We start from the raw sequence: 18,149 nt of genomic DNA, 5'->3' as shown, positions 1-18,149 counted from the left end.
AGCCGCTAAACTTCCGAGCCCAATTGCTCAAGAAAACCACGCATGTAGTCGGTGCGCTTGTTGGCTTCTAACTTGGCGGATTCTGTATTCATGGTTCCAGCCAGCTTAAACAGTTTCACGTAGAAATGGTCGACGCTGTAATGCTTGTCATCCAAGTCACGATGTTCAGCGAATGGATCTTCGTGGTTATAGAGCTCTGCGTTAAAACTCTGGCCCACATACAGGCAGCGAGCAATGCCAATTGCGCCGAGAGAATCTAGGCGATCGGCATCTTGGACTATCTGAGCTTCTAAGGTTTCAGGTGTGATGTTGGCGCTGTAGCTGTGCGTGACAATGGCATGATGGATCTCATCAAGATAGGACGCGGGATAGTCGATAGATTTGAGGAAAGAGATCGCCTTGTCTGCTGCCATTTGCGAGCTTTTGGCTCTGTCTGGATGGTTCTTAGGAAAGGTGAAACAATCATGAAGGTAAGCGGCGGGTAAAACGACTTCAAGCTTAGCCTGTTCTTGAGCACACAAAGCCTTAGCGGTTTTGACGACACGCTTAATGTGGCTAATGTCGTGTGCTGCATCTTGTGTCATTTCTCGTTGTGCAAAATCAAGCAGTTGGTCTTCAAACTTTTCCTTCACGCGTCTCTTTCTCCATTATCAATATTGCTTCTCGATTTCCATCGTTTCACATCGACTGTAACAGTTTCTAGCGCGATTTTTTATCTTTTATAAAAGGAATACCCACAAAAAAAACCGACTCAGTGAGTCGGCTTAATAGAAAGGTTATTCTGTGTTGATTAAAGCGCTATTAACGGTAATCAGAGCTTATGCAGTGGCTTGTTGAAGCTGCGCCAATACATGATGCAGTGACGGGCTGATCGTGTGACCAAGCGCTTTAACTTCTTCGCAAGGCTCAACCAAATCTGGAATTTGGAAGCTGATCATGTTCGCTGCCATTGATGCACGAATACCGTTGTTTGAGTCTTCAAACGCTAGGCAGGTTTCAGGCGCAACACCTAGGCGTTCAGCCGCCAGCAAGTAAATCTCTGGGTGAGGCTTGCCGTGAGTCACTTCGCAGCCTGTGCTTAATGAAGTGAAGTAAGAATCTAGGCCAGCCAGCTCAAGCTTCTTCTTCGCGATATCAAGCTGAGTGGAGGTCGCCACCGCGATTGGAATGTCATTCGATTTTAGCCATTCAAGCAGTTCAATCACGCCATCTTTTACTGGGATTGCTTGGTTTTTAACAATTGCACTGTAGCGGGTGCGCCATTCATTATTCAGCGCTGGGTAATCTAGCCCTTCACCGTAACCGTTTCGAAAAATCTGTTCGATGGTTTTTGCGTTACAGCCAATGATGCCTAGGTAAACATCCTGCAAAAACGGAACACCTTGCGCGTGACATGCTTCTTCAAATACCTGCATACAAAGTCGCTCGGTGTCGAGCAGCAGTCCATCCATATCAAAAATAGCAGCTTGAAAATTCATATCCGTGGTTCTTTATGTGTTGTCATCGTGAGGGCGGGTATTTTGACATAGTGTCTAAGGATAGGCGAGTCAGCGTTGAGTTAGAATCGGAAGTATTGGGTGTGCAATATGCTTCTGAATGACTTGAAATCTCATTAATTCAAGCTGAAATAATATCGTTCAGTTATGAGCCTAATCTTTTATAGGTCATCGAGATCTAACAGATACAATTATGACTGTTATACATAACAAATCGAGGTCGGGTGTTTGTTTTACTATTACATTTCATAAACTTACAGGCTTGTTAGCGTGACCATAATCTTATAAAAAACAATTTGCGGTAGCCTTTAATGATAGTGTGACCAAGCAATAAGTAAATGGCTGAGCTTAGAGACAAAATATCATTAGTCCATATTTTTAGCAGGGTTGCTTATGTTGTATTTTGAGTTTCTATTTTTATTAGTCGTACTTTATATCGGGTCTCGGTATGGTGGTATTGGCTTAGGTGTTGTTTCTGGTATTGGTTTGGTTATCGAGGTGTTTGTCTTCAAGATGCCACCAACGTCTCCACCTGTCACTGTCATGTTGATCATCCTCGCTGTTGTGACTTGTGCTTCGATTTTAGAAGCGGCGGGAGGCTTGAAATACATGCTGCAAGTTGCGGAAAGGGTACTGAGAAAGAACCCGAAACGCGTCACCTTGATAGCACCGTTCGTGACTTACTCAATGACTTTCTTATTGGGTACTGGCCACGCGGTTTACTCAATCATGCCAATCATCGGCGATGTGGCATTGAAGAACGGTATTCGTCCTGAGCGTCCAATGGCAGCTGCGTCGGTGGCATCTCAGTTGGCGATTACGGCATCACCAATCTCTGCTGCTGTAGTGTATTACCTCGCACAACTTTCTGATATTCAACACTCTATTACTCTGCTTTCTATTTTGATGGTGACGGTTCCTGCAACATTGTTTGGTACGTTCTTGCTTTCTTTGTATAGCTTAAAACGCGGTAAAGAATTGAGCGACGATCCTGAATACCAAGCACGCCTAAAAGATCCTGAGTGGAAAAAGCGCATTGAAAGCACTACCGCGACCTCTTTGGATGAAGTTCTGCCAACTTCGGCTCGTAATGCGGTTTTGATTTTCCTATTGTCGATTGTGGTGATTGTTATCGTGGCGATGGTGCCTGAGATCAGAACCATCGTTGACGGCGACAAGCCAATCAAGATGTCGGTGATCATCCAAATGATGATGCTCTGCTTCGGCGGTATCATTTTGCTGGCGACTAAAACTGACCCGCGAGATGTGCCAAACGGTGTGGTATTCAAATCGGGTATGGTGGCGGCGATTGCGATCTTCGGTATCGCTTGGATGTCGGATACCTACTTCCAATACGCAATGCCTCAGTTCAAGTCTGGCATCGTGGAAATGGTGACCAACTACCCATGGACGTTCGCACTAGCGCTATTCATCGTATCGGTTGTGGTGAACTCTCAAGCCGCTACTGCGCGTATGATGCTACCTGTTGGCCTTGGCTTAGGACTAGACCCAGCCTTGTTGATCGGCTTAATGCCAGCAGTTTACGGCTACTTCTTCATCCCGAACTACCCATCAGATATCGCAACGGTTAACTTCGATGTGTCTGGCACTACCAAGATTGGTAAGTGGTACTTCAACCACTCATTCATGTCGGTTGGTTTGATCGGTGTAGTCGGCGCATGTTGCTTAGGCTACGCACTGGCACAGATTTTTATCGCTTAATTGTCGCTTAATCGACTAGCGAGATAAGAAACGAGAAACAGCGCCTATTGAGGCGCTGTTTTTGTTTCTGACGCTTGAAAAGGTATGTGAATTAAGTAAAAGGCAATTTAGATCAAAATATTAGCTAATATTATTAGTTGTAAGTGGGGTAGTGGTGATATAACGCTATTTTTGTGAGACGAAGAGGCACTAATGATTACTAACTTTGAGCAATTAGAGCAAGATATGGCATCCACTCCATCGTTTGATGGTCAGTTAGCTAAACTGGTCCACCTCAAGAACAGCAATGGAATGAGTGTATCCTTCATGGATATTGGAGCTACTTGGCTGAGTTGTTCTATGCCAGTGAATGAAGTAGCTCGAGAGGTGTTACTTCGCTCACCCAATATGGCTGAACATATGGAGCAGAGCTCTTATTTTGGTGCGATTGTTGGACGTTTTGCAAACCGTATCGCTAAAGGCCAATTCGAACTTGAAGGGAAGCGCTACCAACTCGGGGTTAATAATGGTGAAAACTCATTACATGGTGGAGTAGAGGGCTTTGATAAAAAGCGTTGGAGCATTGTTGAACAAAGTGCACAAAAGGTAGTGTTTACTCTTCATATCAAAGATGGTGATCAAGGGTATCCGGGTAATCTTGGTGTCAAAGTTACCTATTCTCTAACGGATGACAACCAAGTATCTATTTCTTATGAAGCCAATACTGATAAGACTTGCCCCGTTAACTTAACCAATCATGCTTACTTTAATTTGGCTGGTGAGGCTTCTGGTTCGAAAAGCTTGGATCATGTATTGCAGTTGAGTTCAGGCCATTATTTACCAACAGATCAAGGCTTAATACCAACGGGAGAAATAAAGGCGGTTGAGGATACGAGTTTTGATTTTTCAAACGCAAAGCTCATTGGGCGGGATTTTCTGACTGAGTCGGACCAGAAAATGGCTGGTGGTTATGATCATGCTTTTGTGTTTCAGCCTGAAGTGACCGATGGAGAGTCGGTTGCAGCGGTTCTGGTTGCACCTGCAAAAGAAGTCGTGATGAAGGTAAAAACGACGAAGCCTGCTATTCAGTTTTATTCGGGTAACTTTCTAGCAGGGACGCCTGGTAAGAGTAAAAATTATGAGTTGTACGATGGTCTTTGCTTAGAAACCCAATATTTTCCAGATGGTCCTAATAAGCCAGAATGGGGACCTAACCGCGGGCTCCTGAAGTCTGGAGAGCTTTATCAACATCAGACGGTTTATCAGTTTAAGTTTTAGGCCCTAACTATTGGTGGGCTATGTGCCCACCTTATCCGATGGTGTTGAGGATGTACGAATAATCAATTCTCCTTCCACTTTTCGTCTACTGGATAACAAAGGCTGAGCCTCAATTTGCGCCATTAAGGACTCAATCGCTAGCTTGCCCATATCTGAGTAAGGTAATTCAACGGATGTTAACGCAGGAAAACTTTCCGATGCGATTTGTTGGTTATCGTAGCCAACGATCGCGACATCTTGAGGGATCTTAAGCCCTAGTTCAGCCAGTGCTTGATAGCACCCCATCGCCATGTAATCACTGCCACAAAAGATAGCTTCTGGTGGTTGAGCTAACTTAAACAAAGCTAATGTCTGCTGATGTGCTTCTTTTAATGACCAGTTGGCCTCTGCTAAGTAATTGCTGTTCGGGACAATATCGGCATCAATTAGTGCCTGACGGTAGCCTTCACTGCGTTGTTGGCTCGCAAGCATCCAGTTTTCGCCTGTGAGCATAGCAATACGACAATAGCCTTGTTGGATAAGGTGAGAGACCGCTTTGTAAGCACCGATCATATCGGCAGGTAAAATGCTTGGTGCATCGCTATTGCTTTCGTTTGTGCAGTTTAGGAGCACGGTTGGCAGAGGCGTATTGACCCGTTGTTGTTCAAGTTCACGAGTCATGCTCGATGCGTACACCAAGCCTGCATAATCTCCGCTGTTGATTTCCACTTCAATTTTGCTCGCTAGCACTTCATCGTGGCTGTAATTGAAGATCACTAAAATAAAGTCGTTCGCCCAAGCCTCTTCACGCGCTGAGTTTATAGCATCAATAAAAGGGTCATAACTCGATAACCCGTTGACAACCAGTGCTATTTTATTAGGTCGACCCAGCGCATGAGCGACTTTCTTATTTTTGTAGCCAAGTGATTCGGCGGTATCGAGCACTTTACTTTTTGTGGTGTCTGCAATTTTTACAGACGTTGAACCATTAAGTACCAGTGATACCGTTGATTGAGACACACCTGCCGCTGCAGCAATGTCACTCATAGTGATTTTTTTAGCCATCGTAAATTTCAACTCAACTTAGTTAGCTAAAGATATTAGCTAATTATCAGCTTTCGATCACCTGTTAAAGATGGGGATCACAAAAAGTTGTCCGAGCAGTCTGATAGTTGTGATTGCTCACTCGTTTTTAATCTTAGATAGTAGCGATAAAAATGCAGCTCATTATATTAGCTAATATTATTAGTTAATAATTTAGTTTCAAGGTGAGTAAGATGAAAAGATGGTCTGAAGACAAAGCGTGGCAATGGCAACAACAACATGGATGGTTACGTGGATTTAATTACTTACCAAGGACGGCTGTAAACTGGAACGAAATGTGGCAAGCAGACTCATTTTCACCAGAAATAATGGAACAAGAGTTGGCTTGGGCGAGAGAGGTTGGCTACAACACGCTGCGTACCAATTTGCCTTTCATTGTGTGGCAAGTCGACCGCCAAGGACTGCATGAGCGCATTGATCATTTCTTAGATATTTGTGAACGAAACCAGATTAAGGTAATGATGACCCCAATGGATGATTGTGGATTCTCCGGTGACCATCCGTATCTAGGTCAACAAAAAGCCCCCGTCCCTGACCTGCATAATAGCCAAGCTGCGGCCAGCCCAGGTCGTAATGTTGTTATGGATAAGTCACAGTGGGGTGACGTTGAAACTTACATCCGTGACATTATCTCGACTTATAAAAACGACCCGCGTATTGCGATTTGGGATCTGTACAACGAGCCTACCAACCGTATGATTTTTACCACCAATGGTGAGCTAGCTTACGATGAAGAAATGGAGACGTTTAGCCACGAGTTGATGGAAAAAGCGTTTGAGTGGGCGCGCGATGTGAACCCGACTCAGCCCCTAACGGTGGGTGCATGGCATTGCCCTAGTATTCTCGACCGTAGTTTGCCTATTTTTGAGCATCCAACCGATCGCCGAGCGATGGAGCTATCGGACATTATCACTTTCCATGCTTATCTTCCGTTGGATTTGTTCCATGAAGCGCTGAAAGTTGTGCAAGCGCACAATCGCCCGATGATGTGTACCGAGTGGTTAGCACGTCATGCACAATCTTCCTTACATGAACAGCTGCCAATTTTTAAAGATAAGAATATTGGCTGCTATCAATGGGGATTAGTGAAAGGTAAAACACAAACGCACCTTCCTTGGCCTGAAATTAAACGCAATGACGTTAACTATGCCAGTCAGTGGTTCCACGATCTGCTTGATGAGCAAGGACAGCCATATGATGCAAGCGAAGTACAGTTGATTCAAACACTCGCAGAGGTGGAATAACTGTCATTTAGCCGGCCTAGAGAAAAAGGTCGGCTTCTAAACTAGAATTAAATCAATCGAGACGTGAACAATGACTACTATAAAAAATAGATTGAACAATAGAGAGCTGATTTCTTATTTCGGTTATGGCGTGGGCCAATGCTTTAGTTTTGGCTTGGTTGGCTCGTTCATCTTGTACTTCTACACCGATATTCTCGGTATTTCGCCGATTGCTGCGAGTACCATATTTCTTATTGCACGAGTGTGGGATGCTGTTAATGATCCGTTGATTGCTGGCTATATGGATACGTTAGAATCTCGCTTCGGTAAGTTCCGTCCCTACATGTTGTTTACTCCGTTTTTGATTGTATTGGTGACCATCGCTGCCTTCTATAATATCGATGCGGACATGTCGACTAAAGTGATGTATGCGGGTATCACTTATATTCTGTGGGGTACCCTTTACACCATCTCTGACGTGCCATTTTGGTCAATGTCGTCGGTGATGACTGATGAGCCTCAAGAGCGTGCCAAAGCAGCAACGTGTGCCATGTTAGGTGTTAATGCTGGTATTGGCGCAACGCTAGTTATTTTTCCTAAATTAAGCGCATTTTTTGCTGATGGTCGTGCTGATCAAGGTTACTTACCTGCTGTTATCGTATTGATGGTGGCAGGTCTGCTGTTTATGCTGAACGGTTTCTACAATACCAAAGAGCGTATTTCGACGGCGAGCTGTGAAAAAGTAACACTGAAAGATACTTTTCAAGCGGTACGTAAAAACAAGCCATTATTCTTCATCTTGGCTGCATTCTTTATGAATGTGTTCTTCAATCTAGTTAATGGTTTATACATTTTCTTTTTCACCTACAACATGGGCGATGCAGGTTTAGTTTCATTGATTGGTACTATCACTTTAGTCAGTGCTATCGCGTGTTTAGCGACGCCAATCCTAACTAAACGTTTCAAGAAGAGAGATATCTTTATTGCGCTATGTGTGTTGGAAATTATCGCACGTGTTGGTTTTTATCTAACAGGTTATGACAACACAACGGTGGTGATGATGTGGCTGGCAGTAGTAACGGGGCTCTTTATGATGACTAACCCGCTTATTTCAGCGATGATTGCAGATACCGTTGAATACTCATACTACCATAGTGGTAAGCGTACAGCAGCGATAACTTTCTCTGGCCAAACATTTACAGGTAAATTTTCCGTTGCGGTAGCAGGTGGTTTAACAGGTCTGATCCTGACAACTATTGGTTATGTTCCAAATGCGGACCAAACAGAAACAGCATTGAATGGCATGTTCTTTTGTATTGCTTTACTGCCGGCTTTAGGGGCTTTGGTACGTATATTTATTATGTCTCGTTATACCTTTACTGAAGACCAGCATGCAATTTTACGCGAAAAACTTGAGCGTGGTGAGTTTGCTGAAGGGGTTGTTGATAAGTCAGGAATTACGCACAAAGCGACGTCTTAGTTGTTGAGGTTATTACCACTCATTGCATCCTAGAAAACAGCGCCTAAATTGGCGCTGTTTTGTTTTAACAGGTTTCGTTTATTAGCTTTCAGGAGAGCTATTAACGTGGCTCAAAAGCCAGCGACTGAATTGCTTCTTCAATCGTTAGGAAGTGGATCTTCATCAGGCACACTTCAGCTTTTTGAAACTCGTGGTTTCGAATCAGCTTGGTCACGCTTTCTACTGAATATTGCTCAGGCCGTTTCGCTAGAGACAGTTGATTTGATATCGATTGAAGTGCGTAGCTTTTACCCTCTGAATCAATGAGGTAATCATCTTCACCCAGGATCATGTCTGAGCATTCTGCCTGAAAATCGTTCTCGGATGCGACGTAAATAAGCTCATCATCACCGTCGAGTTTTACCAAAGATGGCCAACTGATCATTACTGCCCTTTCTATGTGCTGCTTACTGCTTTTAATAGTGGTGACGACAAGCAATTATATAAAAGTTATCGTCATCTGCTTTATACACTAATCGATTCTTGTCATCGATTCGTCTTGACCAAAAGCTAGACAGGTTGCCGACTAGTGGCTCCGGCTTTCCAATCCCTTCAAAGGGCGTTCTTTTGGCGGCTTCAATCAACTTATTTAGTTTCTTGAGCGTTTTCTTGTCTTGGGTTTGCCAGTATAGGTAATCTTCCCAAGCATTATCTGTAAATACAATCTTTCGATCATTCGTCATTATTCAATTCTCGAACGGTTGTATTTCCGGCTTCGAGTTGAGCAATAGATTCAGCCAATCTTTCAGCGTTTTTAGGCGAGCTCATTAGGTACAAGGTTTCTTGCATTGAATTAAAATGATCAAGAGACATGACCACTGCATCTTCTGAATCTCGTCTGGTTATTACCGTAACATCAGAATCGTCTACCACTCTATCGAGCACAGACTTAAGGCTATTTCTGGCCTCAGTAAAAGAAACAATATTCATCACTTATTTACCCTGTTGTTTTTGGATATGTTTAATCTTTCTATATACACAGAATAGTTAATCATTCATGAATTAACTATTCTACATGTTCCGCTTGTTGTACATGTTATATCAGAGCTTACACATGATCAACTTATGGTACATGTCATTCATTGTAAATATGCAGAGAGTTACTGACTCAAAATGCTATTTACTCAAAGATCGGCCTAATGGTGCGAAGTAACCTTGCAGGGCTTGGTATATCTCTTCTCGATGCGCCATATCCGGATACACGGGGTACATATCAGGCTTGGTTGTGCCATCCACTAGATAAGCGTTCTTGATATCGGAACACGATTCAATCACGGATTCAAAAGCGCGCGCCATCATCTCTGTGGGTAGTGAGAAGTAACGGGCAGACATCGCTTTGTCGGCAATCACACTGCGAGCCACATAATCGTGTTTGTCCAAGTTATTGTCGCTAAGCAGTGTGGCATCAAACAGAGACATCAAACTTTCGTTTAATGGATGAGGTCGCACCGTTCTATCGTGCAACCAACAGTCGCTGGCGAACAGGATCTGCTTGCGAGGGCCAGAGGTATCGCCGATTTCAAACGCTTTCTCAGCGATATAGTGGTCAAATGCATGCCAAAACTCGTGAGCGAGCGCGCCAGCTCCGGCATTCTTCGCGAGGGCTAATTCTCGTTGGTTCGGGGCATAGTGTGCTTGTACGCCTTTTCTGCCGCCACTGCCGAACGCTAAGCCTAATGTGCCGCGAAGGCCAATCGCTTCTGGTGGCAAAGCCAAGATGTAAGCCAAGTCGGCTAGCGAATCGAATATCAGATTTGCGGCCAACTCTTTTTCTTCTTTCGTCACCCAAGCACCCACACGAATGCTGCCCATACCGAAGGTTTGTTTGATGTCCATAAAAGACACCTGGTCGCCGTGCCGGTAGTCTGGGCCTTCGCGCGTTTTGTATTTAAAGTGAGTTAACTTCAAAAGGGTCCTTGGAAACAGACGTAAGAATGAATGGGGTGCTCAGCGAGATGCACTTGTGTGAGATGCATCTCTTGGAATTAAAGGACGTTAGCACTTTTGATAGCAAATTGCCGAACAAAATTAGTTTAGATTGAGTTCGAAAGCTTCCCATGAAGTTGGGTTACCTTCACGAGTGAGTGGAAAGAGTGGCTGTTGTGGTTTTGCATAGCTTAATCGGTGCAGTCTTTGAGTTACGTGGTAGCTATCAAGCCCTGATACCGTGACCAAATCCAACGCTTCTAAATCAAGGTAGCCATCCGGCATCACGGCGCGTTTGGGTGCGTGAATCGTTATAACTTCACCGATCAACATTTGCGTTTGATTGCTTTCGATTGTTATCTGTTCTTTGAACGCTAACCCTATCTTTAAACTGCTCTCCAAGACGAAGGGAGCGGGGAATGTGTCGTCATAATAGGCCGTTAAGCCGACCGCGTTGAATTCTGAGACTGGTTTAGGGTAGCGAGCCGAGGTTTGATGGGCCTTTTTAACAAAGTCAGCACCAATGCTGTTAACGGTGAAGTACTTAGTTTCTAGGATGTTTTCTAGCGTATGACGTCGGCTTTTATCTGGGCGAACAATAAAACCAAGCAGCGCCGGATCAGACCCTAGGTGAATGACAGAGCTCACTATCGCAAGGTTTTCAAGCCCCTGTTTATCACAAGTACCAATTAGGTTGGCGCTTTTAAATCCAGATAGGGAGTTAACCAAACGAATGCGGTGGCGCGGGTCCATTGTTTGGATATCTTGTTTAGAAAGGGTCATGTCCTTCATATCTTCTCTTCTTCTCATTTATTGTTATCTTCGAGCATGCTCACTAACGGACTTATATGTACGAAGAATCCGCTTTTATCGATCAAAGAGCGCTTATTGGCCGTGGGCAGTTTGTCTCTTTTATCTCTGCTACAGCACAATGAACGAGATCCTTTGCATAGATTTACGTACGTTGACGTCCCTTTACATCACAGGAGCTAAAGTAATGATGTCGTCTTTATGAGTGTTAACAAATGAAAACAGTCCGCAATATCATTTGGGCAATGATTGCCACAATGTCAGCCTTTTGGTTTGCGATGGAACCGCAATTATTCGCTTCAAGCGATGTCTTTGAATGGCGCTCAGCCATGATTCAGTACTCAGGTATTTTGTCTCTGGTGTTAATGTCCATCACAATGATCTTGGCGATGCGTTTGCCTATGGTTGAGAATTGGCTGAAAGGTATGGATAAAGCATATCGAGTCCATAAATGGCTCGGTATCGGTGGTGTTGCACTGGGTGTGACACACTGGTTGTGGTACCAAATACCTAAGTCATTGGTGGTGTCTGGTGTGTTAGATAAGCCTGTTCGACACGATGGTTCAGGGCCGCAAGCTGTTTTGACTGGATGGGAGTTATGGGTCAATGAATTACGCGGTATTGCTCAGAGTATTGGCGAGTGGGGCTTCTACTTGTTGCTCATTTTACTGGTGGCGTCATTATGGGCGGCAGTGAAGTACAAACCGTTTAAATTGTCGCACCGTCTGATGTCGGTTGCGTACCTGTTTATCGCTTTCCACTCAGTAATCCTGCTTAAACGAGCGTATTGGGGAGAACCTATTTATTATCTAACTGTGGCATTTGCTTTGGCTGGGTCTATCGCAGCGATTTACAGTTTGTTGGGCTTGGTTGGGCGTCGTAATCGTCACTCAGCGACGATTATCTCGACTCGCTATTTTCCACAAGCTGAAGTGATGGAGCTGGTGTTAAAACCGGAGGCATCTTGGCAAGGTCACAAAGCTGGGCAGTTTGCGTACTTGCGTTTCGGTAATGAAGACCCGCATCCGTTTACCATTGTTTCTGGCAGTGATGATCCAGAGCTGCGCTTTTTGATCAAAGAGCTGGGTGATTTTACTAATGGCCTATATGAACGAGTGAAAGCGGGCGATGCGGTTACGGTTGAAGGACCCTATGGTCGACTTTATTTTGACCTAAGCAAGCCACAAATTTGGATTGCTGGTGGTGTCGGGATAGCGTCGTTTTTTGCAACACTTGAAGCGCTCAAAACAGAACGAGATCATCCTCGTATTCAACTGTTTTATTGTACTCGCGGTGTTGATAAGCAATTAATCGATGAGTTGTGGCACCTAGCACACGCGGTTGGTGTGAAGTTGACCGTGATAGATACCTTGCACTCACCGCGGCTAAACGCCGGAAGAATTGTCAATCAATGTGGCGACCTCAACGAGTACGAGATGTATTTCTGCGGGCCGGAGTTGTTCTCTACATCACTGAAAAAAGAATTAGACACCTATCAATTTGATATTGAAAAGCACTACCACGAAGAGCTGTTTGTGATGCGTTAAAGCCAACTATTGGAGCTGTGATTGTTAAATTAGTCAATCGGCACAGTGTAAAAAGGCGTAAAGTCACTCAATTTGTTATTGCAGCGGTTTGCTATTGAGCGATACCATATAGGGCTGTTTCTTTGGTAAAGATGTAATTATGTCAGATGAAAAACTCGCACTCGAATGGATGCGCCAACAAGCTCATAAAGTTGACCCATACGTTATCGATCCATCGTTTGATGAATGCGTTGAGTTGCTTGATCCTGCCTTCAAGAAAGGCAAGAGTGTTGCTCAACTCAAGTATCTGTTATCAGAAGCAGATCGCCGAGCGGGCGCGGCAGAACGTAAGCATGCGGCTTTAAAATACGCCAAAGAGAAAAGCCCAAATGCTGGTCAAATCTTGCGACTGCAAAGCAAGCTTCAACAAGTTCAGTTGGCTCTCAAGCTTGCCACTGGCGATAACAATATGACCATATCTCAGTTCTGTTCAGAGTATGACGTGACTAAGCGTGACGGCAATACGGCATGGAATGAAAAGTTGGTGGAGCAGGGGAAGAGAAAGTAGCGATCTCTATTTCTATTTTTTGATTTAGTCGTTTTTCTATTGAACTTTAAATCATGCTCGCAGAGCCGTTAACTCGGTATCTTGAACCCCAATCATTGATATGCATTGCCGTGGTTTGAGCGCGGCGTATTGTCTCAACGATGCCCTCATTATTTTGGTGACGCACTCATGAACCTCTCCCAGATTGATCTGAATCTTCTTTTCGTTCTTAAGCATTTACTCGAAGAAAAACACGTCTCTAATACCGCAATGTCTCTGAACATGAGCCAGTCTTCGGTAAGTCGTACGCTACAAAAAATGCGTACCTTCTTTGATGATGAGCTGCTGGTACGTAAGAAGTATGGCTATGAGCTGACCCCAAAAGCAGAGTCGATTAAAGACGATATCAACACCGTTATTACTAACCTGGAAAAGTTGGTTCATAAGCAGTCGTTTGACCCAAGCAAGGTTGATAGTACTGTGAAATTTTATGGCTTACTGCCTCAAATTAATACCTTAATGCCCAAGGTGATCGCTAAGATCCGCAAAGAAGCGCCGAACATGATCGTGAGTTTAGATTCTGCGCCCAAGCGTCATTTCGAAGCCTTGGTCGCAGGTGATGTGCACTTTGCCTTATCTTCGCATCAGCCGCCTTCTGCTGAGCAAAATATCTATCGTATGACAGTGGCGAAACAACACTGCAAGAGAACTCAGACTCGGGCAATTCATATCAAAGCCAAGTGCATCTAGCGGGCCCTCTTATTGATGGCTTGTTGAGTGCTTCTTTCTCTAGTTTATATCAAGAGCGTAAGGAAGATGAGATTCTTTACGGATACGGAGGCAAAACATTAGAGAGTTACCGTGGCGCACTACACTTGACGCCTACGGATGACGATACTTTCTCGTTTGATTACACCTATCACGATCAAGAACGAGTGACGACGGATGGAAAATCGAAAACCACAGATTCTGAGCGTGTGAACAATCGTCAATCATTGGGCCTATCTCACTCAGGCAACTACGACTGGGGCTCGGGCACTTCATACATCAACAATGAAACGGTTGAGAATGAAGGCGGAGAAATGGAAGTGGAAAACCTGACTCTGAACTCACAATGGTCTATGCCTGTGCTTGAGGCGCACTACCTAACTATCGGCTTCAACTATACACGTCAGGAGCTGACAGATTCTGCAGAAGATCATGTCTTCAAAAATAACCAATGGTCACTGTTTGCGGAAGATGAATGGTACATCACCGATTTTTTTGCTCTAACAACTGGCCTCAGATTTGATCAAAATGACGTGTTCGAGTCTCATCTGAGCCCTCGCGTTTATGGTGTGTGGAGTGTCGACTCATATTGGACAGTGAAAGGCGGTGTTTCAACGGGTTATCGAGCACCAGGCTTAACTGAGATGGAAGCGGGTTGGGCGCAAGAAAGTTGTGGTGGCGACTGCTCGGTTTACGGTAATCCTGATCTAAAAGCCGAGACGTCAGTGAACAGTGAAATGGGCGTGTACTTTGTTGGCGATGCCGATTTAAGCTCGAACTTCACCGTGTTCTACAGTGACTTTAAAGACAAGATCGACAAGAAAGAGCTGAGCACTAACTGTGGCCGACGTGGTTGTGATTCTACCTACGTGAACATTGAAGACGCGATTACTTACGGTGCTGAATACACGATAAATAAAGGCATTACCGAGGCGATTTCTGTCGGTTCGACGTATACCTATACACATACTGAGAAGCAGTCCGGTGAAGATGAGGGTAAGCCACTAACGCAAATTCCTGAGCATTTAGCTACCGTAAATGCAGATTGGCAAGTACGTGATGATGTCCAATCTTGGATACGAGTGACATACCGTGGCAAAGAGTCAGAACCGACAACGAGTAGTTCAAAAACACAATACGAAGCGCCATCAATTACTTATGTTGACTTAGGTGCCAACTGGTATGTGCAAAAGAACCTTAAGGTGATGGCTGGTATCTACAACCTATTTGATGAACAAACCGATTACGAAGAGTTTGGCTACGTTGAAGATGGTCGTCGTTACTGGTTAGCAGCAGAAGCGTCATTCTAGATAAGAGGTTCATAATGAAAAAGATAACAAAATTACTGATGCTTTCATTTGTTGGATTATCGGCTGCTAATGCTAATGCTAATGCTAATGCTAATGCTAATGCTAATGCTAATGCTAATGCGGTATACACAGTAGAAAAGGACATCTTGTTTAAGACGGTAGAAGCACGAGAGATCAAGCTTGATCTCTACCTTCCCAAAACAGAAGCAAAGGTTGATGGAAAATATCCGTTGCTCGTTTGGGTACATGGCGGTGCGTGGAAGCGTGGCACTAAAGACGATATTCCGACTAAAAACCCGTTGTTGCTTAATTCTGTTTTGGATGAAGGTTATGCGTTGGCTGCGGTCGATTATCGTTTAAGTGGCGAAGCAACTTTCCCAAAACCAGTCGCGGATATTAATGATGCTATTAACTATCTTCATGACCATGCTAACAAGTACAATCTTGCCGCCGATAACGTGGTTATGCTGGGGCGTTCAGCTGGTGGTCATTTAGCGGGATTGGTCGGCGCAAGTAATACGTACGGTGACATTAGCTTTTACTCAGAACCTAAGTATCGAGTGGCTGGAGTTGTAAGCTTTTTTGGCCCGACGGACCTGCTGGAACTAGGTAATAAAGGGAACAGACCAACCAGTAAAAAGTCGTCGGTGTCACGCTTTTTAGGTGATATCCCGAGTGAAGTACCAGAGCTAGCGGCACAAGCTTCAACGACCAGTTATATAAACAGTGATGCTCCGCCTTACATTCAGTTCCATGGAACACTGGATAAGCGAGTGCCTTTAGCGCAAAGCCAGATCCTCAAACATGCTTTGGACAAGTACGGCATTGAGAATCAGCTGTTTATCGAGGAGGGTGTTGGTCATAGTGCTCCAATTTTTGATACCGATAAGTATGTACCGCATGTGATTGCGTTTTTAAAGCGACATTATCCAATTAAATAATCTCTACTTTTGTGACGTTACAACGCGCTAGAAAGCATTCATTGAGCCATTTAAAGCCAAGTTGATCACTAAGGTTCAACTTGGCTTTTTTATTGGAAGCTTTCATAAGTATCTGGATTCATTTCTAACTTCCCTTTTATGATTCGATCGTCATTTATTAGATCGAACAAAACCGTGTTCACCTTCGATAATCGAGTTATTCATCAGTTAAAGGTTGTGGTTATTGTGTGTTTCATCACGCTTTGTTCGTAACTGACTCTAGCTTATCGACGACCTTGATAAAGGCTTCAATGTGCGCGATACACTATTTTTCGCCCATTAATCAATTTCACTTGTGACAAAGTTATCAGAATTATGCATTTTCGGTAACGTTCCCGAAATTATCGATCTATCATCCACTCAGATACAAAAGTGAAGTAATCAACACGACTGATTTCTATTTCTTCTTCGATATAGAGCTTATACATCAAAAGTATAAGCCGAAATGTGCTTACGAATTATTTTGGGAACGTTTGCAGATAATCCAAAACAATTAACGTGAGAACATCAGAATGAAACGACACATTTTAGCGGTTGCTGTAACAATGGGGCTAATGACTACATCGGTATTAGCAAGTGAAGACGTTGCAGCATTAGAGCAACGTATTAATGAATTAGAACAAAGGGTTGCACAAACAGAGCAGGTCTCTACCGAGGCCAATGAAAAGGCTTCTTCGTTTGAGTTTCACGGCTATGCTCGCTCTGGGTTATTGATCAACGACGACCTAAACGGCGCGACAGGTACTGGTCCTTACATGACAGCGGCGGGTGCCATTGGAGCTCCAATTGGACGTCTTGGTGTTGAAGATGATCATTACGTTGAAGCGAACTTGATTCATAAGCGATTTGCAGACGATGGCTCTAGTGCTTTGTTTCGCATCATGTTGGCCGACAGTACTGAGACAAATAACGAGTGGACTGCCAGCGAAAGCCAGTTGAATGTGCGACAAGTGTATTCAGAACTGAACCGTCTGAGCATGTTCTCTGAATCTGAAGCGTTTTCTGAAGCAACGTTTTGGGCGGGTAAACGATTCGATCGCGACAACTTTGATATTCACTTTTTCGATTCGGATATTGTCTTCTTATCAGGTACTGGTGCGGGCGTTTATGACGTTCAGATGAGCGACAACTGGAAAGCGAATTTCTCTATTTATGGCCGAGATTTTGGTGAGATTGATAGCTCGTCAACAGATGTAGAAAACTACATTGCAACCATGAATAACCGTATTGGCCAATGGCAAGTGATGTTGAGCGGTATGACCTCAGCAGACAACGATAGCCGCCTAAATGGCGCAGCTGAAAGCGGTGTACACGCAATGTTTGCGTACCATGGAGACAACTTCTTTGGTCTGAGCGAAGGCTTCTCTAAAACGGGTATGTTAGTGGGTAGTGGCCTAGGTGCAGAGCTAAAAGGCATCGGTTCAAATGGTGATCTACTGGATGACGCGAAAGCCGTTCGCCTGTTTAGCTACGGTGTCACTCGCATTGGCGACAACTGGCGCTTAGCACCTGCATTAATGGCAGAGCATAGCCAAGACCGTTTGAAGAAGAATGACGAGTTCACATGGGCTTCTTTAAACGTTCGATTAGCTCAAGAGTTCACAGATAACTTTGAGATGGTTTACGAAGGTTCATTGCAATACATGGATTTAGACAACTCGACAGAGCAAGCGAGCGGCGGTTTCTACAAAGCGACAGTTGCACCAACACTCAAGCTTTCAACTAGCACTGGTTTCTTTGACCGACCAGAACTGCGTTTCGCTGTGAGCTATGTGGATTGGAGTGAAGACCTAAATGGTTACTCGATCAGCACTGAAGCAGATGCTGCAACGATGGGAGAGGGCGGCGAGGTTCTGTTTGCACTGCAGATGGAAACTTGGTTCTAATTGCTTGATATATCGTTTAGATAGAGAGTGTTACTCATGATGTGATAGTCGCATCAGCAAATGCCAACCTTATCGTTTCAACTCGAAGGTTGGCAT

The 18,149-nt window shown here is 44.2% G+C and carries 17 protein-coding genes and 1 pseudogene; 10 read left to right on the top strand and 8 right to left on the bottom strand.

Features of this window, described 5'->3' with window-relative positions; genetic code table 11:
* Positions 1-5: 5 nt before the first annotated feature.
* Both A136_RS06745 and A136_RS06740 read right to left on the bottom strand, forming a co-directional pair.
* Complete coding sequence (locus A136_RS06745) at positions 6-632, bottom strand: HD domain-containing protein (RefSeq protein ID WP_017064988.1); 627 nt, start codon at positions 630-632, stop codon at positions 6-8.
* A 186-nt stretch (positions 633-818) separates the two neighbouring features.
* Positions 819-1,478, bottom strand: coding sequence for an HAD family hydrolase (locus A136_RS06740; RefSeq protein WP_017064987.1), 660 nt, complete (start codon positions 1,476-1,478; stop codon positions 819-821).
* A gap of 411 nt (positions 1,479-1,889) precedes the next feature.
* Between A136_RS06740 and A136_RS06735 the strand changes: the two genes are divergently transcribed.
* Positions 1,890-3,218 (top strand): anaerobic C4-dicarboxylate transporter, encoded by a 1,329-nt coding sequence (locus A136_RS06735; RefSeq protein ID WP_016766967.1) that lies wholly within the window; start codon positions 1,890-1,892, stop codon positions 3,216-3,218.
* A 192-nt stretch (positions 3,219-3,410) separates the two neighbouring features.
* A complete protein-coding gene (gene galM, locus A136_RS06730) occupies positions 3,411-4,475 on the top strand; it encodes a galactose-1-epimerase (protein WP_017064986.1) in 1,065 nt (354 codons plus the stop codon).
* An 18-nt stretch (positions 4,476-4,493) separates the two neighbouring features.
* On the opposite strand, the gene A136_RS06725 is transcribed toward galM, so the two are convergent.
* Positions 4,494-5,519 (bottom strand): LacI family DNA-binding transcriptional regulator, encoded by a 1,026-nt coding sequence (locus A136_RS06725; RefSeq protein WP_017064985.1) that lies wholly within the window; start codon positions 5,517-5,519, stop codon positions 4,494-4,496.
* Positions 5,520-5,731: 212 nt separating this feature from the next.
* Here A136_RS06725 and A136_RS06720 point away from each other — a divergent pair, with 212 nt between their 5' ends.
* Both A136_RS06720 and A136_RS06715 read left to right on the top strand, forming a co-directional pair.
* Positions 5,732-6,802: a cellulase family glycosylhydrolase gene (locus A136_RS06720; protein ID WP_017064984.1), complete on the top strand. Its 1,071-nt coding sequence runs from the start codon at positions 5,732-5,734 to the stop codon at positions 6,800-6,802.
* A gap of 70 nt (positions 6,803-6,872) precedes the next feature.
* Positions 6,873-8,261, top strand: a complete 1,389-nt coding sequence (locus tag A136_RS06715; protein WP_017064983.1) for an MFS transporter — start codon at positions 6,873-6,875, stop codon at positions 8,259-8,261.
* A 100-nt stretch (positions 8,262-8,361) separates the two neighbouring features.
* On the opposite strand, the gene A136_RS06710 is transcribed toward A136_RS06715, so the two are convergent.
* The 5 genes from A136_RS06710 to A136_RS06690 form a co-directional block, all read right to left on the bottom strand.
* Positions 8,362-8,685, bottom strand: a complete 324-nt coding sequence (locus A136_RS06710; protein WP_017064982.1) for a DUF4144 domain-containing protein — start codon at positions 8,683-8,685, stop codon at positions 8,362-8,364.
* A gap of 31 nt (positions 8,686-8,716) precedes the next feature.
* On the bottom strand, positions 8,717-8,983 hold the full coding sequence (locus A136_RS06705; protein ID WP_017061615.1) for a Txe/YoeB family addiction module toxin: 267 nt from the start codon (positions 8,981-8,983) through the stop codon (positions 8,717-8,719).
* Complete coding sequence (locus A136_RS06700) at positions 8,973-9,230, bottom strand: type II toxin-antitoxin system Phd/YefM family antitoxin (protein WP_017061616.1); 258 nt, start codon at positions 9,228-9,230, stop codon at positions 8,973-8,975. The genes A136_RS06705 and A136_RS06700 overlap by 11 nt, the downstream gene beginning before the upstream one ends.
* Before the next feature lie 186 nt (positions 9,231-9,416).
* Entirely contained in the window at positions 9,417-10,208 is a 792-nt protein-coding gene (locus tag A136_RS06695; protein ID WP_032546884.1) for a CLCA_X family protein, read from the bottom strand.
* A gap of 120 nt (positions 10,209-10,328) precedes the next feature.
* Entirely contained in the window at positions 10,329-11,018 is a 690-nt protein-coding gene (locus A136_RS06690) for a flavin reductase family protein (RefSeq protein WP_017061618.1), read from the bottom strand.
* 233 nt (positions 11,019-11,251) lie between these two features.
* On the opposite strand from A136_RS06690, the gene A136_RS06685 reads away from it, so the two are divergent.
* From A136_RS06685 to A136_RS06660, 6 genes and pseudogenes are all read left to right on the top strand, one after another.
* Positions 11,252-12,583, top strand: a complete 1,332-nt coding sequence (locus tag A136_RS06685) for a ferredoxin reductase family protein (RefSeq protein ID WP_017064979.1) — start codon at positions 11,252-11,254, stop codon at positions 12,581-12,583.
* Positions 12,584-12,722: 139 nt separating this feature from the next.
* Positions 12,723-13,130, top strand: coding sequence for a hypothetical protein (locus A136_RS06680; protein ID WP_017061620.1), 408 nt, complete (start codon positions 12,723-12,725; stop codon positions 13,128-13,130).
* Between the two features lie 168 nt (positions 13,131-13,298).
* A pseudogene (locus tag A136_RS06675) lies at positions 13,299-13,829 on the top strand (LysR family transcriptional regulator); the annotation flags it as partial.
* Positions 13,830-13,849: 20 nt separating this feature from the next.
* Positions 13,850-15,187, top strand: coding sequence for a TonB-dependent receptor domain-containing protein (locus tag A136_RS06670; RefSeq protein ID WP_017064977.1), 1,338 nt, complete (start codon positions 13,850-13,852; stop codon positions 15,185-15,187).
* Between the two features lie 14 nt (positions 15,188-15,201).
* Complete coding sequence (locus tag A136_RS06665; protein ID WP_017064976.1) at positions 15,202-16,128, top strand: alpha/beta hydrolase; 927 nt, start codon at positions 15,202-15,204, stop codon at positions 16,126-16,128.
* 551 nt (positions 16,129-16,679) lie between these two features.
* On the top strand, positions 16,680-18,053 hold the full coding sequence (locus A136_RS06660; protein WP_017064974.1) for a carbohydrate porin: 1,374 nt from the start codon (positions 16,680-16,682) through the stop codon (positions 18,051-18,053).
* Positions 18,054-18,149 lie beyond the last annotated feature (96 nt).

The organism is Vibrio crassostreae 9ZC13, assembly GCF_000272045.2.
GTDB classification, from domain to species: Bacteria; Pseudomonadota; Gammaproteobacteria; order Enterobacterales; family Vibrionaceae; genus Vibrio; species Vibrio crassostreae_C.
Note: the sequence above shows the minus strand (reverse complement) of the source record. Positions and strands in the feature narration are given on the sequence as shown.

Excerpts from the sequence above, each read along its gene's own strand:
- A136_RS06685 (WP_017064979.1), top strand. The coding sequence starts at position 11,252 with ATGAAAACAGTCCGCAATATCATTTGGGCAATGATTGCCACAATGTCA.
- A136_RS06705 (WP_017061615.1), bottom strand. The coding sequence starts at position 8,983 with ATGACGAATGATCGAAAGATTGTATTTACAGATAATGCTTGGGAAGAT.
- A136_RS06715 (WP_017064983.1), top strand. The coding sequence starts at position 6,873 with ATGACTACTATAAAAAATAGATTGAACAATAGAGAGCTGATTTCTTAT.
- A136_RS06710 (WP_017064982.1), bottom strand. The coding sequence starts at position 8,685 with ATGATCAGTTGGCCATCTTTGGTAAAACTCGACGGTGATGATGAGCTT.
- A136_RS06720 (WP_017064984.1), top strand. The coding sequence starts at position 5,732 with ATGAAAAGATGGTCTGAAGACAAAGCGTGGCAATGGCAACAACAACAT.
- A136_RS06725 (WP_017064985.1), bottom strand. The coding sequence starts at position 5,519 with ATGGCTAAAAAAATCACTATGAGTGACATTGCTGCAGCGGCAGGTGTG.
- galM (WP_017064986.1), top strand. The coding sequence starts at position 3,411 with ATGATTACTAACTTTGAGCAATTAGAGCAAGATATGGCATCCACTCCA.
- A136_RS06690 (WP_017061618.1), bottom strand. The coding sequence starts at position 11,018 with ATGAAGGACATGACCCTTTCTAAACAAGATATCCAAACAATGGACCCG.
- A136_RS06740 (WP_017064987.1), bottom strand. The coding sequence starts at position 1,478 with ATGAATTTTCAAGCTGCTATTTTTGATATGGATGGACTGCTGCTCGAC.
- A136_RS06660 (WP_017064974.1), top strand. The coding sequence starts at position 16,680 with ATGAAACGACACATTTTAGCGGTTGCTGTAACAATGGGGCTAATGACT.
- A136_RS06700 (WP_017061616.1), bottom strand. The coding sequence starts at position 9,230 with ATGAATATTGTTTCTTTTACTGAGGCCAGAAATAGCCTTAAGTCTGTG.
- A136_RS06680 (WP_017061620.1), top strand. The coding sequence starts at position 12,723 with ATGTCAGATGAAAAACTCGCACTCGAATGGATGCGCCAACAAGCTCAT.
- A136_RS06735 (WP_016766967.1), top strand. The coding sequence starts at position 1,890 with ATGTTGTATTTTGAGTTTCTATTTTTATTAGTCGTACTTTATATCGGG.
- A136_RS06665 (WP_017064976.1), top strand. The coding sequence starts at position 15,202 with ATGAAAAAGATAACAAAATTACTGATGCTTTCATTTGTTGGATTATCG.